The organism is Nocardioides sp. NBC_00850 (assembly GCF_045207335.1).
In the GTDB taxonomy this organism is placed as follows: domain Bacteria; phylum Actinomycetota; class Actinomycetes; order Propionibacteriales; family Nocardioidaceae; genus Nocardioides.
In genome coordinates, this window is sequence record NZ_CP108845.1 from 524,564 (window position 1) to 539,938 (window position 15,375).

Below are 15,375 nucleotides of genomic sequence, written 5' to 3' on the forward strand. Positions count from 1 at the left end.
GAAGGTCCGCTGGGCCGAGCGACCCGTGGCCTGATCGTGGTCTTGTCGGGGTCGTCGACCGGAGGACGCTCGAACGACGGCTGCGGCCCGCGAGGGGTGTTGTCAGGGGTTCCGGTGGAATCGCTCATCCGAGGGTTCCTCCCATCAGGTTGTAGCGGCGTACATCGTCGGGCGACTTCTTCCACGTCGCCATCATGTGACCGGGGAACGTGCCGGTCTTCGAGGCCAGCGCCACGTAGAAGGCATAGGGGCTTTCGCTGGTGTCCTGCGTAGCCGCGACGATGTCGGTCCGTCCATCGCCGTTGACGTCGGCAACGGTCACGGGATACCTGCTGGTGGTCTTGAGGGTGTTGCGGGGCTTGGGAAGCTTCCCGCGGTTGGCGATCGAGAACTGGGTCAGGTCCTCGCTGAACGTGCCGACGGTGATCGACTGGCCCTCACCACGACCGGATTCCGCGGCGACGATCTCATCGCGACCGTCGCCGTTGACGTCACCGGCGACGAACGAGCTGATCGATTGATGCTTGAACGAGAACGGCTTCGCAGCAGCGACAGACATCCCCTCTCCCTGGTAGAGGTCCAGGTCCGACGTGCCAGACGTGAGGGTCATGTCCTCCGGACTGCCTTCGACCCGATTCAGGACCACCAGATCGGCCTTCTCGTCGCCGGTGAACTCGCCCACCGCGACCTGCTCCACGGGCACGGCCGGATAGGACGCGAAGAGTGTCGGTTCCTCGAACCCTGACCCCGTGCCTCGGTAGACCCAGATCGTGCCGTCCCCGGCCCTTCTCCCCTGCGTGTCGAGATCGGGGTTCGGGTTGCCGAAGTGCGCGCTCATGAACAGGTCGGCGACACCGTCACCGTCGAAGTCGTCGGTGCCGAGGTCGTAGTAGAAGTTCGACCCCGTCATCTTCTTGCCCTGCTCGACGACCCCCGCGGGAGCTTTGATGGATCCCTCCAGATCACCGTGGAACTCGAAGCCCTTCTCGCTTCGCACGAAGGTGACGAGCGTGTTCTTCCCGTCGCCCGTGAAGTCGCCGCAGAGCGGAAACACCTCGCCCCCGTCGTTGTCGGCCGGAAGCGCAGGGTCGTCGTACGTGACGGGCTTCGACGGGGTCAACGTGCGGCCGTCCGACTTCCAGGTGACGACATCCACCCCCTCGCCATCGGGGTTCTGGACGTTGGTGATCACGTCGCCGAACTTGTCGCCGTTCACATCCGCGTACGCAGCGCCCTTGACGGTCGGCACGATGGGCTCGGGCCCGTGCTCGACCCAGGGCTGCGTGATCGCCAAGGCCCCACCGACCCCGAGGGCGGCGACACCGACCATCGCGGCACCGACCCGGAGCGGAGTGATCTTGGACGGCCGCTGCGCCTCCTCGATCAGGATGGCTTCGCTCTCGGAGGGTGCCCGGACGGCCGCGACCAAGATGGGTGCCGGGTTGGGGTCGGTCATCGACGGCGCGGGCACGAGCTGAGCGGGCGCGGTGATCTCGCGCAGCTTCAGCAGGTCGTCCTTGAAGACTGCCGCGCTCTGGTAACGGCTCCGGCGGTCCTTCGCCATCGAGAGCTGCAGGATCCGGTTGGCCGCCTTGGTCCAGTCGTCGGAGCCGACGAACTGCGGGATCGGCGCACTCTGGTGGGCCATCGCCACCTGCACGGCCGCACCCGAGTAGGGGATCTTGCCGGTCAGCGTGAACCACAGCATGCAGCCGGCCGCGTAGATGTCTCGTGACGGCTCCGGCGAGATCGGGCGGCCCTGCGCGTCACGCTCGTCGCGGATGTATTCGGGCGCCAGGTAGTTCCAGGTGCCGGTGATCCCGCCGGCAGGCGAGTCAGTGGACGAGGTCGCGATCCCGAAGTCGCACAGGTACGCGAACGGGTCGAGGGGGCTCGCCGGGTTGCGTACGAGCACGTTCGACGGCTTGACGTCCTGGTGGATGATCCCCGCCTGGTGGGCGTCGTGAAGCGCCCCCGCCACCTGGGCGTTCACCAGGCAGGCCAGGTGCGGCGCCAACGGTCCGTTGCTACGTACGAGTCCGGTCACATCACCGCCCTTGATGAACTGGGTGACGATGAACGGGCTGCCCTGCTGCTCACCGATGTCGTAGATAGCGATGATGTGGGGCGACCTGATCTGCGCCAGGGTCTGCCCCTCGCGGATGAACATGTCGATGAACTGTCGGTCGGCGAGGTGGGCATGCACCATTTTCAGGGCGACCTGCCGTTCGAGCTTGGTGTCGAAGGCGTCATAGACCACGCCCATTCCACCCTCACCAAGAATGCGATCCAGGCGGTAGTGGCCGAACACTGCCCCGGGATGAAGCGTCGTCATGCCCGCACCCTATTCAAGGGGCATGGAACCCAACCACTCCAATGCGCTAAAAGTCGCCTACTTCTTGGTCGGCGACCACTCGACGATGGTCGAGACGAGCGGCGCGACCTGTCCGGAGCGGGGACGTACGCTGTCGACCTTCTTGTCGATCACCGTCACCGTCGGGTTCATCACGATCGGCATGACGATCGAATCCCGGACCAGCGTCTTCTCGATCTGGACGCGTACGTCGCGAGCCTCGTAGGGATCGGCGGTGCGGGCCAGCTCGCTGATGAGGCGGTCGCGCTCACGGTCGCCGCCGCCGGTCGCGTTCTGGCTGCCCTTGCTACCCCACTGCGCCGAGATCTCCTCCGGCGTCTGCGGGACCGGGATCCGGACGAGCGCGGCGTCCCACTTGTTGCCGGAGAACACCTTGTCGGCCGAGGACACACCACAGTCGGTGGTGCCCCAGCCCTCGTCGTCCACGACGTTCGAGATGGTGTCGTAGGCGCCTGCGGCGAAGGCGCTCGACTTGTCGTAGGAGATGCACACCTTGGCGGCGCGCGGGGCCGTCGCGTCCTCCGAGGCCTTGAACTTCGTGGAGAACCCGGAGTCCTCGGTCGCGATCTGGTAGCCCTCGCCACCCGGCGGGAAGAGCACGACATCGGTGGCTTCGTACGCCTCCGCCCACTCGCCGGCGCCGCCCTCGGCCATGTCGCCTCGGGGTACGGCCCGCAGATAGGACGTACGGGTGTCCTTGCGCTTGAACAGGCCACGGTCGGAGCGGAGGATCAGCGCCCACATGGTGCCGTCGTTGGCGTTCGCGACGCCGTAGTCGCGGCGCTCGAGGTCACGCACCTGCTTCCGGTTGGCCTTGGTCGGGGTGACCTGGACGACGTCGACCTTCTCCCCCAGGCTGTCCAGGGCGTCGGAGCCGGCCGGGGTGAGGCGTACCTGCTCGTAGGTCGGCTTGGCCTCGCCCGCGTATTCCGGGTTGGCCTCCAGATCGACCTCCTGGCCGCCCTCGCCGGCCGAGATCTTCGAGATCCGGTAGGGGCCGCTGGAGAGCAGCGCCTCCTCGGACGCCTTGCCGTTCTCGGCGACCGCGAAGGACGAGGTCCACGCCTCCGCGATCTTGGTGAGCTTCGCGGTGTCGGACTCCTCGATCGCGGTCTCGACGACCTCCTTGGCCTCGATCGGGTCCTCGATCTTCAGGGCCTTCTGCCCGACGACGTGCGCCGGGACGGCGACGTCCAGGGCCGTACGCCAGTCGACCACCGGCACCACGAGCGGCACCTCGATGGCGCGGGCGCCCTCGTCGACCTCGGGGATGTAGGCGCTCTTGGTCAGACCTGTCGGCACCCCACCGAAGTCGACCTTGCCATCGCTGCCTTCCTTGGAGCTCGCGAAGTAGCCCGAGGTCGCCGCCCAGGCGAGCATGAGGTCGGCGGTGTCGATCGGCACCCCGTCGGACCACGTCGGCTCGGCCAGGTCGTAGCGCACCCGGGCCTGCTTGTCGCCCTCCATGGTGACCTTGCCGAAGGTCTCGTCCATCTCGACCGTGTCGTTGACCAGGGTGCCGAAGGCTCCGCGGGTCAGCGAGGCGATGTCGAGGTTCCCGTCGGTCACGCTCGCCGCGCTCGCCGGGTTGGTGCTCGTCAAGGACTCCGCCCACGCGACGGCGACCTCAGAACCCTCCTCGACCGAGGCCGGAAGATCACCCGAGCAGGCGGTGGCGACCAGCGCCAGACTGGCAACGGAAACGAGTCCCGCGCGACGACGTGCCCCAGGATGCACCTTCAAGTCCCCTCTCCGAGACAACGGACGCCCAGATCCTAACGAGCCTCGGCGGAGACCGGCCACCGACGTAGCCGGTCTCCGTCGACCAGGTTGTCGAGACCTCAGCCGGCGGGGATCTCCACCTGCTCCTTGAACTCGGCGATCGTCTTGTCCGAGCCGATCACCTTCGCGCCGTCGCGGACGTACTCGACGAGGTACGTGTCAGCCTTCTCGTCCACCTCGAAGGCGATCCAACCGGTGTGCTCACCGCCATCGCGCCGCGACACGTCCTCGAACGGCGTACGCTTCGCGGCGGTCAGCTCCGTGGCCACCTCGTCGGTGTCGGGCGACCAGAAGTCCGCCCCGTTGTCCCAGGAGATCTCGAAGTTCCCGTCCTGGATGAGGCCGCCGTACTCCTTGCCGGGCTTGACCTTGATCTGGAGCAGCACGATCTCGCCGCCTTCGGCGATGAGCTCGGCCTCCTCCGTCGACTGGAAGTCGCGGACCGCGGAGATGACCTCGATCGTGTCACCCATGTCGGGGTCCTTGAGCGTCTTCCCGATCTTCACCTCGGCCTCGGCGCCGGCAGGAGCCGCGGACGCGGACTCGGAGGCCGGCGCACTGGACTCGACCTCGACCGCAGCGTCTGCGTCCGAGTCGGTCGCCTCGGAGCCGCACCCGGTCAACGCGAGCGCGAGGCCAACGCTGAGGCCGGCGGCGGCCAGTCGACAGGTCCGAACGGTGGTGCGAGTGCGCATGACGAAGTGCCTTTCAACAATGAATGTTCCCGAGATCGAGAGGTACGGCGTCACCCTGGCAACCCGAGCCCTTGGTGGTCGCTCTTTACTTCGGCGTGTCGCGCGGTGATCTGCGCGACATCGCCTGGCATTCGCCTATTCGCTGTTCTCGGCCAGCCACTCCGGGTTGATCGCCAGCGCCGTGACCCTGGTGTCCTTGGTCGGGAAGTCGACGTCTTCGACGTCGACTTCGAGAGCCAGCGACGCCTTCCCCGTGGCCAGGTCGGTGCGCACCAGGCTCAGCTCGGTGAGCTCGGTCCACACTCGATCGCTCCGGCGCCTGGTGAAGCGCTTGTGCAGGTCACTCTCGTTGGTGACCGTGTAGGCGGCATTCGACGCGTACGTCAGCACCTCGGCGTCTAGCCCGACAGAACCCGGCAGGTAGACGACCTCGCGAGCGCGAATCGGCGCGGCCTCGGTGGTCGGCACCGGCGCGCTCCACATCGTGTTGTCGACGACCCAGAAGAGCTGTCCGTCCGAGACCGTCACCCGATCCGGTCCCCCGATGAGCGATGAGTGGTCCTCCGGATAGACGATCTCGTGGTCGACGGCGACCTGCGCCGCGTGCATTCCCTTGGTGGTGTTCCAGACCCGCACGAAGTGCTGTTCGGCGTCGTTCTCCCACCCTTCGTAGACGATGCCGTCGACGCATGGCGAGGTGGTGCCCGGGAAGGCCGAGGGCTCCAAGGTGCTCAGGATGTCCGTGCCGTCGTGTGGATAGGCCGACGTCAACGCGGCGCGGTTCAGCTGGTTCTCCGGGATGGACGCGCTGTCGTCCTCGAAGGCCTTGGTGTCGGTGCCCCTTCCAGATGCGAACACGCGCTCACCACACACTGCCGCGGTCGATGTCTGGCCGTACGGAGACACCCGCGTCGTCGCCTTGCCGCTCTCCCCGTCGATGTAGGTCACGAACGGTTCCTTGGACCCGTCCTCAGGGCTGAACCCGACCAAGGTCCCCGCCCCGACCGGCACTCGATACCACTCATGTTGCGTCTCGATCTCGCCCCCGCCGCTCGTACGCTCGTTCGCGGTCAGTCCGTTCTCATCGATCACGTAGTCATGGCTCCGGTCGGACGTGGTGATCCCATCCTCCGTCCATGAGATCGCGGCGCCCTCGACCCGGCCGAGCTCGATCGCACGCGTCTCCCCCTTCGCGGAGACCAGCACGAGGTAGCTGGAGTCCTCGCCGCCCTCATGGACCCGCATCGCCAGAACCGCGTCCTCGGTCGCGAAGTCCTTCGGAGGCGGACCGACCTGGCCACACCCGGAGAGCAGAGCCGCCGAAGCGACCGCCATCGCCGCCACGCGTCGAGTCAACGCACACATCCCGTCGTCAGTAGAAGAGTCGGGAGGCGCAACAGCGGAAGCCCCCGAGGTTCCGAGCGGAGATACCGTACGCGCACAGCCCCCGCGGCACCCCACCGCCCCGGCTCGGACTCCCAGCCGTCGCGGTTAGGGTGAGGGCGTTCAATCTCGGGAATGGAGTGATCATGAGCCTTGGTGCCGTCGCCGCTCTTCTCATCGGCATCGCGATGCTGATCCTCCCGGCATGGCTGACGATTCATCTGGTACGCCGCCAGCGACGCCTGGCCACCTGGACCCGCACGGCGGCGACGATCCGCCACGTCTGGAAGAAGAAGCATCAGTCCTCCGCGACCGGGACGTCCTCGACGGAGACGTCGATCAATGCGCGCTACGAGTACCGCGACTCCGCCGGGATCCAGCACATCGGCGAGGTGGAACACCTGGCGCGCCCGAAGGTCGGCGACGTCATCGAGATCATGTACGACCCCAACGATCCAAAGACCAACGAGACTGTCTCTGGCGGCTCGGTCGTCGGCCGCGTCGTCAACTACAGTGTCGCCTTTGTCGTCTTCGGCGGCATCGGGATCTTCCTGATCCTCGCGTCGCTCGACCTGATCTCGGCGTAGCAATCAGGAACGGGCCATGAAGGATCTCCTCGGAGCACTCGCCGTCGCACTGATCGGCGCCCTGATCTGTGCCTCGGGCTATCTGAACTTCCGGGGCGCCAAGAAGCGAGCACGAGGCAGTCGCCGCTGGTCTCGAACCAACGCCCACGTCACCAAGGCGTGGAAGCAGGATGTCAGCGGAGCGGCCGGCGACATGATGTACCACGTCAATTACACCTTCACCGCGCCCGAGACGGGCGGCAGCTACTACGGCCACAGCGAACACGGCTCCCAAGGTGTCGAGACGGGTGACACCGTCGAGGTGATGTACGACCCCAAGGCCCCCTACGACAACGACTTACCCGCGGCCCGCTTCGCGCTGGCATTCTTCCCGATCGCCTACGGCACTCTCACCATCTTCGGCGCAGGCATGGCCCTCGCAGCTCTGGTCGGCGCAGCAATGATCAGCGCCGCCCTGATCCGCTAATACACCTGCTTGTCGTTCGCGCCGACGTCAACGGCACTCCCGGGCGCAGCCACCCAAGCTCCCCAAGAGTCATCAACGCTTCTTGGCTAGGCCGCCGGCGGCGCCCAGCGAAGCGTCGAGACACATACGTCGAACGCCGTCTTCCAGCCGACGAACACCGGGTCGGTCGCCGACATGTCCACGGGCCGCGCGACCGAAGCCGTCAACTGCAGGCCACGGCGGTGATTCGACCCAGGGATCGGGGTCACGTACACGATCGAGGTCATGACGATGGAGCCGCCTTGGAGCTCCTTCGTCGACTCCCGTTCGAACCGGATGAAGCGCTTGTCGCCGAAGAGCGGCTTGGCGTCGTACGTCTGGATCGCATGCGTCACATAACCATCGAGGCTCTCGCCGTTCGGCGCGCGACGGATGGTGGCGAACATGGAGCCCGGAATGTAGACGTCGCCGGTCGGCTGCCCGGTGGCCGCGAAATAGGCGATCACGTTCTGCTGCTTCATCAGCGAGAACGCCTGATCCATCTGCATCCGAAGATGCGCGTGCAGATCGGGCCGGTTGGCAGCCATGCAACGCTGCTTCATCTCGGCGTCGATCGCATCCCGGTCGGAAGCGTCCGGAACGTGGCGCTCCCATCCATCGAGGAGCTTCAGGTGGAAATCCGGGTCCTTGGTTGCACCCAGCATCTCCCTCAACGAGCTTGCGCCGTTTCCAGACACCTCAAGCCTTTCCGTCGGCACTTGCAGTCAGAGGACTACGGTCCAGTGCATCAAATTCTTCGTAAGACACGATTGAACGCGAGCGGAGCGTGGTCAGCGCTTGACGCCTCGAGGCGAGGAGCACGTCCATTTCGTCCGAGGTCAACGCGTTGACGTCGACCGCCGGCGGCTTCTCGCGAGAGTAGAGCCGAAACTCCGCGACGATCACCGCAACCCCGAACACCAGCAGCAACAGCGGTGCCATCACGAGGGGAACCCGCGGATATGCAGCTGGGTCGCTCATGAGGATCAGGACCAGAAGCAGGACGGTCGAGACCGACACGAAGACCGAGAACCCGAACAGGGATCGGTCCCACTGTCGATGAGTCGAGCGAACCCACGGCACGAAGTGATAGAGCAAGGCAAGGAATCCGAGCGCGCATCCGATGTAGACGCACGGAACCTCGAAACCCGGCGAGAAGTCTTCGGAGAGCTTCCTCGCGCCTCCGCCACTGGCAAAGATCGCCACGGAGAACAGCGGTCCGGCCAGACCGATGAGCGCGACCCAGTACATCAACTTGGCAGCGAGATTCGCCGCACCTGAGCGGCGACGCTTCTTCTCAGCTGATTCAAGTTCGATCTGCGCGTAATCCAGAACGACTCGATTCAGCTCGTCGATGTCGAAGCGATCGAAGTTGCTGTGCACCGTTGCCCAGTTGCCCGGATCAATCGCTGCCGCCTTAGGCATTGGAAACCTGCTCCCATTCGTCAACTTGGTTTCGTGTGAGGCCCGGAACCGGGCGAGCTTTGAAGGGACGCCCATCCGGGTCGAGAAGTGACAGGCTCGACAGGATGATCGGCATCTGCGCGATCGTGAGCTGGAACGCCAAGGGGACGCCTGATTCCACGATCAACCCCACGCCACCGGATTCGCCGCTGAAGGCGTAGACCGCGGTGGACAGATGAAGATCATGTCCGTCGACGCTCTCCTCCCGCGATGCGATGCACTTGATACCGGGGCCGACCGCCGCGCCGATGCACTCGTCGACGTCGAAACCAGACTTCTCCCAAGCCTTCACGTCGAGGTCGCCGGCCTCGGCGAGAACGAGTCTGACTCGGCTGGGAATCGGGACCGTCAGCGGCCAGTGGAGCATCGTGACCAGCCTGCCCGGCTCGCCGACGGTAGCGAGGGAATCGGTCAGTATGCGGCGAACGTCCTCGTCAGACCGCTGGCTCGCGTCCTCGCCGAACCACTCTCGGACTCGGGCACACTCGCTCGACACCCACGCGTCGGCGTCCTGCCCCAGGTCACTGGGGATCAGCGTCCATTCGCGTTGCGGGTAGATTCCTTCAGCCCGCCAAGTTCCGACCACGGTCGTCCTCCGTTTTGATTACAAGCTCCGAGCAGCACACATCATGCATGGAAGGTCGGCCGATCAGGCGAAGATGTCGACAGCCGAGTCGGGCAAGCCCTGGATCGTGTTCACCGTGCTGTAGAAGGAGTTGGCCTGCTTCGCCAGTGCGCCCTGAATGTCGCCGGCGGCGCCCCAGATCTTGCCGTACTCGCTGATCCGCGTGAAGTCACCGACGTCAAGGCCGGCGTGCAGGCTGGTCATGATGTCCGGGAAGGCCTTGAGCTTGACGGCGTCACCAACGCCGCCCGCGGCCTTGTACGCAGCCGAGAACTTGGCGAACTTGCCAGCGTCTGTCAGGGCACCGACCGCATCGGCCATCTTTCCGAACTTGCCGAACGGTATGACATCGAGAACCGCTAGCCCAAGGTCGACGATCGAACACTTTCCGGCGCAGAACTGGATGGTCCTCGCAAGAAGAACAAGCGCCGATACCGCCATCGCGATGGCCGCAAGGGGACCGGCAATGAACAGGGCCGCCACGAAGAGCACCATCGCAACGATCTCGAGGACAGCGATGATGTCGTCGAGGACCTCCCAGAAGCCATCCTCGATCTTGCCGGACATCTCGTTACCGATGCCGCTGACAGCAGCGTCGTACGCATCCTCCCAGGAGTCGTAATAGCCGTCCCAGGTCTCGGCGGCGTTCTCCCAGTCCTTGCGGGCCTGGTCCTTCGCCTCCTCGGCGTCTTCCTCCTGCTGCGCCTCCGGGCTGCCTTCCTTCGGACCGGCGCCTGGAAGGTGAGTCGGCGCACCTTCCATGCTGTCGAACTTGGCCCACAGGTCCTCGCAGGTGTCGACCTGCGACCTGATCAGCGGCTGCCACTGCTGAAGCTCTTCGCCGTACTTCGCAATGATCGGGCCTACCGGCGTATAGAGCGCGCTGGCCTCTTCGAGCGTCTTGTAGGAGTCGCCGATCTTGTCCTGAAGCTTCTCGACGGCCTTGCCGTCCATCTCGCCGTTGGCGAGATCGTGCTCGGAGATCTTCTTCAACTCTTCGTAACAGGACTTCATCATCTCACCCAGACGCTCGATGGCGTCGCCGCGCTCGATGATGCCCGAGGGGTTGCCCTCGACAGTCTTGATCTCTCTGCCCTTAGGGGATGAATCCATGGCTCATGTGCTCCTTCGTCGAGCCCGTCAGGTGTCCTGCATCGTCAGTCGCACACGGTCACCGCGTTCGCGGCCCGGTGGACCTCCTACTTGGTCTGGAACTGAAGGGCAGTCTCGCTGTCCCAGTTCTCGAAACCGTCGACTACGCCTTTGACGTGCTCCTGGAGCTCTTTCAGGCTCTCCTTGAGATCGTCGCGCTTGTCATCCCAGCGCTCCTCGAAGTCCTGTGCCTTGTCACGAAGGTCGCCGCGGCCGTACGGGTTGCCGATGTCCGCCTCCAACGCCTCGGACTGGCTGGTCGCATTCTCGAACTCGTTGACGATCGAGTCGAGCTGCGTCGCGATCCTCGAAAGAGTCTCGACCTTGATCTTGACGTCCGCCATCGCCCGCTTCCCTTCGATCTTCCGCCAATTGCCCGGTCAAAGTGCCGAAATGCTGCTGCGGGCGGGGCGACCGTTGATGTGTCGCCCCGCCCAGCACGCAATTGATCAGCCGCCGGCGAGCTGGCTGTCCAGGTCCTGGATCGCCGTGGCCATGTCACGCAGAGCCTGAGCCATGTCCTCGACACCAGCAATGGCGTCCTTCAGACCCGTGGTCATCTCCGTGTAGCCGTCCTGGAACTTGCCCGACGCCTTCTCCGTCTTGAACCCGTCCTGAACGAGCTCATCAACGTAACCCTGGCACTCGTCCAGCGCGGACTCGATCGTGTCCTTGCCCTGGTCGAGCTTGTCGGCGGTGCCGGTCATCTCGTCGTATGTTGCCCCGAAGTCACTCATCGATCATTGCCTTTCCCGCGATTTCATTACACGGTGCCCCGCTGGGCAGCCGCTGGTCACCGTAGGCCACGCTTCACAAACTTGTGAAGCGCAATAACGGATTCGTTGTCACATTCATGCACAGTTCTCGTTACCGCCCGCCAGCGGCATCCACCGGGTCACCGATGAGACCGTCGCGACCCGACCGAGATATCCCGTAAGGCACACAAGAACACGGGATAAGGGCGACCAGAACCAGCCGCTCACCTTACCTACGCGACCGCACATCGATCGCGCGACAGGCCAATGTGCCGCGTCCCGAGTCAGGGAGTTGAGTGCCCTCAGAACTCGGGGAGTTCGTCCGGGTCATCCCACGGGAGCTCGGAGCCGTCGTCACGAACGTAGTGGGAGGTCACCGCGGTCGCCGGAGCGGTGACGGTTCCGTCCAACGTGCCCTGAATGCCGCTGAGGTACTTCTCGGCGATCTTTCCGTTGAAGACACCGTCGAGCAGGGCAGTCGGTCCGCCCGGGATGTTCTGGACCAGGACGTTGACCGAAGACCCCGACCCGTTCTGGTGGACTCGAAGCATGATGACCTTCGGCCACGACAGGGCCTTGGTCTTCTGCCTGATGATCAGGGCCTGGCCCTCATTGTGCACCGCCCGGATCTCGTACTTCTTTTCGTGCTGCGCAACCCCGAGCGCAGCCTGGAAGGCCGCCTCTGGGGTGACGTCGAGGTCAGCACTTCTCGCTCGTTCCGATCCCACGTGAACCCTTTGCTACCTAGATGGATGAAAGCCGTGAAGTTAGACGCGACCCTGAGCATCGAACTTGTGCCACGTTCCGACGCGCATTCGCTGCATCCGGTGACGCTGGTCCGCGGTCAGTTCGACGATCCCGCGCTCGCTGAGCACGTCGAGAACTTCCTCGCGCGCGGCGCTGTAGCGCCGCTGCCCACGATCGCTCTTCGGCACTCCTGCACGATGCTCCGACTTCGACACGATCTGGAGGATCGTCAGGGCGAGACCGAGTACGCCGGCGACCAACGCCGACCACTCGAGCCAGTCGCCGGGAAGATCGCCGTCGTAGGACTTCCCGACGACGAAGGTGACCACGACCGACACCGTCGCCACAAGACCGGAAACGATCGCGATCATCGACCGGGAACGCGTCTGCCACCACATGCTGAGCCAAGTCGCCGAGACGACGATCGAGATGATGAACAGGAAGGTCGCGATCAGCGTCAGATCATCTTGGGTGGAAGCGTCCTCCGTCGTGGTTGCCCAGGCGACCAGACCGGCCGCGAGCGCCGGCGCCAGTAGGAACGCACCGAGCGCCATCATCATCGCAACCATGAGTACGCCGAGGGTCCAGTTCGGCCCACCGTCGTCTCCGCTCGGGGTGAGCCGCTCCGAGATGATCTGCTTCTCTAGGTCACCCCATTTGATCGGGGTGGCGACGTTGGCCGACCGTGCCCACTCACGTGCCGACGGGCCCTTGTCAAAGGACAGCAAGTTCAGGCCTTCCACAATCGATAGGAGTCAGTCCCCGGGTCACGCGGTACCGCGGTTCCACCGAAGCGTAGCGACGCATGCGTCAAGGACCGCGCGGGTCGCCATCAGCGCGGGTGCGTCGGGTCCTACATCCGGCGTACGTGCGAAGGCTGCCACCAGCTGCAGCGCCCTACGCCGTTGGGTGCCGGGGATCGGCGTGAAGTAGATCAGGGAGTGGTTGATGATCGGCTCGCCATCGAGGTCGATCGTCCGCTCCCGCTCGAACCGCAACGTGCGCGGGTCGCCGAACAACGGCTTCGCGCCGTACTTCTGGATGGCGTTGTGGGCCATCTTGTCCAATGACTGACCGGGCTCACCCGTGCGGATCGAGGCGTTGATCGAGGCCGGCAGGACGACGACGTCGTCCGGCTGCTCGCCTGCCGGCGCGAAGAAGGCGAAGACGTCGTTCTTCCGCATCCCGTCGAATGCCTTGTCGAACATGGCCTTCGCCTCGACGAACAGATCGGGGCGGTGAGCCTCCATGAACCGCTTCTTCATCCCATTGAGGAGCTCATCGTGGCCACCATCGATGTCGAAACGAGCCCACCCCCGCGGAAGGTCGATCTCGAAGTCCACGGTCTTACGCACGCCAAGTTGCTCACGTAGGTTCACAGCGTCGCCCCATCCGTCGCGATCGGCCAAGACTCGTCCACCGGCACTCCGGGCAGAGGAACCGACTGGAACACCTTCCCGTCCTCACGGACCATCCGAAGTATGTCCTTGAGCGCCACCAGTCCGCGAACGACCGAGGTCGTCAGCTGCGGAATGCACTCGTCCACGCCGAGCAGCAGGAGAGCCTCACCATCGCTGAACGCGAAGTTCACCGACTCGATGATGACCGACCCACCCTCGAAGTTCAGCTCCTTGCGCGAAGACAGCTGAGCGCCAGGTCCGATGTGATCGGCCTCGGCCGCGTGCACGACGCCGTCCCATTGAGACATGTCCGGGACCGACTCGCTCTCCACCACGTGCAGGTGGCACATGACCGCAGCCGCCGACATGACCGGCCACACCTGGAACAGGGCGTACGCCTCAGAGGTCTCACGCTCGTCGAGGGCCATCTGCAGCAGCCCGCGGATGTCTTCGATCGTCGTCGCCTCACCATCCCAACGCGGCGTACCGACCAGCTCATCGAGCATGCTCGAGGTCTCGTCGACCCACCGTTCACACTCAGCGGGCGTCAACCCTTCAGGAACAGGAAGCCACCCCGGAACATCCAGGTCGTCAACCAGCTCTACTGCCCACTTCGCCACTCTGCACCTCAGACGTTTGTTGCGCTTGAACCGAACCTAGAAACCAAGCCAGGCAGGCATGCCCGGGACCTTGATCTCAGGGATGTCGATCGGGATGGGGTCGAAGTGATCCGTCCCCTGCGTGAGCTTTCCGGCATTGCCGAGAGTGCCGAGCGTCGCGCCGAAGCGGGCAACCCCGAACTCGATCTTCGTCATGCCCCGGAACGCTCCCAGGCCACCCTTGAGGGCGTCGAGGTTGCCCATGTACATCTTCAGGTTGTCGGTCCGGAAGGCCTTGAAGGGCTTACCGATCAAGCCCTCGAGAACCTCGGCGCCGCTCTTCACCTTGAAGGCGTCCTTGAGTCGAGCTGCCTTGGTCAGGTCACCGATCGGACCCTTGCTCATGGCCTTCCAGGTCCTGGACAGAGCGGTCAGCTTGCTGCCCTTCGCCATGTTGGCCAGATGGCCGAGCTTGGAAAGGTTCGACAGCTTCCCGATCGGAATGATGGCCAAGGCATCAAGGGCCAACTGCCCCAGACTCTGCTGCCCGCAGGCGAACTTGATAGCGGAAACCGCAAAGGCAGCGAGCGCGAGGATGGCGGCCAGCGCACCGAAACCAGTGCAGAAGATCGCGACCACAGCGATGATCAGAGCGGCCCAGGTCAGGACCTCGTAGACCGCGTCGATGAAGTCTCCGTAGTTGTCCCAGAAGCCGTCCTCGATGGATCCGGAAAGGCCGTCGGAGATCCCGCTGACGGCTGCGTCGAAGCCGTCCTCCCATACGTCGTACCAGGTGTCGAAGACTTCGGCTTCGGTCTCCCAGTTCTCGTAGGCTTCCTTCTTGGCCTTGTTGTCGGCGGCCTCTTCCTTGTCGGTGTCGCCGATGCCGAGGAAGCCGCCGTCGTCCTCGGTCGTGCTGTCGTCCTTGTCGCCGGGTAGGGCGTTGTAGATGTCCCAGAGGTCACTGCACGAGTTCGCGGTGCGGTCGATCAGCGGTTTGTAGGTCTCCAGCATCTCACCGTAGGTGACGAGCACCGGACCAACAGGCTTGTAGAGGTCGGCCGCTTCCTCGAGGACCTTGTAGGAGTCACCGATGGTCTCCTGAAGCTTCTCGATGGCCTTACCCTGCTGCTCGCCACCAGCGAAGGTGTTCTCCTTGATGTCGCGCAGCGTGTCAGCGGAGGCATCCATCATCTTGCCGAGCCGCTCGATAGCGGACCCTCGCGCGATGATCCCCGAGGGCGAACCCTCGACCGACTTGATCTCGCGCCCCTTCGGGGAATCCTGCATGCCACCGAACATGGGGGTTGTCCTTTCCGTCAGGAGCG

General features: G+C 64.6%; 17 protein-coding genes. 2 read left to right on the plus strand and 15 right to left on the minus strand.

Features of this window, described 5'->3' with window-relative positions:
* Positions 1 to 124: 124 nt before the first annotated feature.
* From OH802_RS02580 to OH802_RS02595, 4 genes are all read right to left on the minus strand, one after another.
* A complete protein-coding gene (locus tag OH802_RS02580) occupies positions 125 to 2,335 on the minus strand; it encodes a protein kinase domain-containing protein (protein WP_406024825.1) in 2,211 nt (736 codons plus the stop codon).
* A gap of 57 nt (positions 2,336 to 2,392) precedes the next feature.
* A complete protein-coding gene (locus OH802_RS02585) occupies positions 2,393 to 4,117 on the minus strand; it encodes a hypothetical protein (protein ID WP_406024827.1) in 1,725 nt (574 codons plus the stop codon).
* Positions 4,118 to 4,215: 98 nt separating this feature from the next.
* A complete protein-coding gene (locus tag OH802_RS02590) occupies positions 4,216 to 4,851 on the minus strand; it encodes a transcriptional regulator (protein WP_406024829.1) in 636 nt (211 codons plus the stop codon).
* A gap of 135 nt (positions 4,852 to 4,986) precedes the next feature.
* A complete protein-coding gene (locus tag OH802_RS02595; RefSeq protein WP_406024831.1) occupies positions 4,987 to 6,207 on the minus strand; it encodes a hypothetical protein in 1,221 nt (406 codons plus the stop codon).
* Positions 6,208 to 6,380: 173 nt separating this feature from the next.
* Between OH802_RS02595 and OH802_RS02600 the strand changes: the two genes are divergently transcribed.
* The gene (locus OH802_RS02600; RefSeq protein WP_406024833.1) at positions 6,381 to 6,821 is read left to right on the plus strand and encodes a DUF3592 domain-containing protein; all 441 of its coding nucleotides are present in this window, start codon (positions 6,381 to 6,383) and stop codon (positions 6,819 to 6,821) included.
* 16 nt (positions 6,822 to 6,837) lie between these two features.
* Positions 6,838 to 7,287, plus strand: a complete 450-nt coding sequence (locus OH802_RS02605) for a DUF3592 domain-containing protein (protein WP_406024835.1) — start codon at positions 6,838 to 6,840, stop codon at positions 7,285 to 7,287.
* Positions 7,288 to 7,373: 86 nt separating this feature from the next.
* Here OH802_RS02605 and OH802_RS02610 read toward each other — a convergent pair whose 3' ends face one another.
* The 11 genes from OH802_RS02610 to OH802_RS02660 all read right to left on the minus strand — a co-directional run bounded on the left by OH802_RS02610 (position 7,374) and on the right by OH802_RS02660 (position 15,337).
* Entirely contained in the window at positions 7,374 to 7,970 is a 597-nt protein-coding gene (locus tag OH802_RS02610; RefSeq protein ID WP_406029221.1) for a protein TPRXL, read from the minus strand.
* Between the two features lie 34 nt (positions 7,971 to 8,004).
* Positions 8,005 to 8,730 carry a hypothetical protein gene (locus tag OH802_RS02615; protein WP_406024837.1) on the minus strand — a complete coding sequence of 242 codons (726 nt, stop codon included), beginning with the start codon at positions 8,728 to 8,730 and terminating at the stop codon, positions 8,005 to 8,007.
* Positions 8,723 to 9,355, minus strand: coding sequence for a hypothetical protein (locus tag OH802_RS02620; RefSeq protein ID WP_406024839.1), 633 nt, complete (start codon positions 9,353 to 9,355; stop codon positions 8,723 to 8,725). Before OH802_RS02620 ends, OH802_RS02615 begins: the two co-directional genes overlap by 8 nt.
* A gap of 63 nt (positions 9,356 to 9,418) precedes the next feature.
* The gene (locus OH802_RS02625) at positions 9,419 to 10,387 is read right to left on the minus strand and encodes a hypothetical protein (protein WP_406024841.1); all 969 of its coding nucleotides are present in this window, start codon (positions 10,385 to 10,387) and stop codon (positions 9,419 to 9,421) included.
* Positions 10,388 to 10,593: 206 nt separating this feature from the next.
* Positions 10,594 to 10,890: a flagellar protein FlgN gene (locus OH802_RS02630; RefSeq protein WP_378818570.1), complete on the minus strand. Its 297-nt coding sequence runs from the start codon at positions 10,888 to 10,890 to the stop codon at positions 10,594 to 10,596.
* A gap of 105 nt (positions 10,891 to 10,995) precedes the next feature.
* A complete protein-coding gene (locus tag OH802_RS02635) occupies positions 10,996 to 11,253 on the minus strand; it encodes a WXG100 family type VII secretion target (protein WP_040754909.1) in 258 nt (85 codons plus the stop codon).
* 350 nt (positions 11,254 to 11,603) lie between these two features.
* A complete protein-coding gene (locus tag OH802_RS02640; RefSeq protein ID WP_406024844.1) occupies positions 11,604 to 12,029 on the minus strand; it encodes a hypothetical protein in 426 nt (141 codons plus the stop codon).
* A 39-nt stretch (positions 12,030 to 12,068) separates the two neighbouring features.
* Entirely contained in the window at positions 12,069 to 12,776 is a 708-nt protein-coding gene (locus tag OH802_RS02645) for a hypothetical protein (RefSeq protein ID WP_406024846.1), read from the minus strand.
* 39 nt (positions 12,777 to 12,815) lie between these two features.
* On the minus strand, positions 12,816 to 13,403 hold the full coding sequence (locus OH802_RS02650; RefSeq protein WP_406024848.1) for a protein TPRXL: 588 nt from the start codon (positions 13,401 to 13,403) through the stop codon (positions 12,816 to 12,818).
* 20 nt (positions 13,404 to 13,423) lie between these two features.
* Positions 13,424 to 13,954, minus strand: a complete 531-nt coding sequence (locus tag OH802_RS02655) for a hypothetical protein (RefSeq protein WP_406024850.1) — start codon at positions 13,952 to 13,954, stop codon at positions 13,424 to 13,426.
* Between the two features lie 150 nt (positions 13,955 to 14,104).
* Entirely contained in the window at positions 14,105 to 15,337 is a 1,233-nt protein-coding gene (locus OH802_RS02660) for a hypothetical protein (protein ID WP_355232702.1), read from the minus strand.
* Between the last annotated feature and the right edge of the window lie 38 nt (positions 15,338 to 15,375).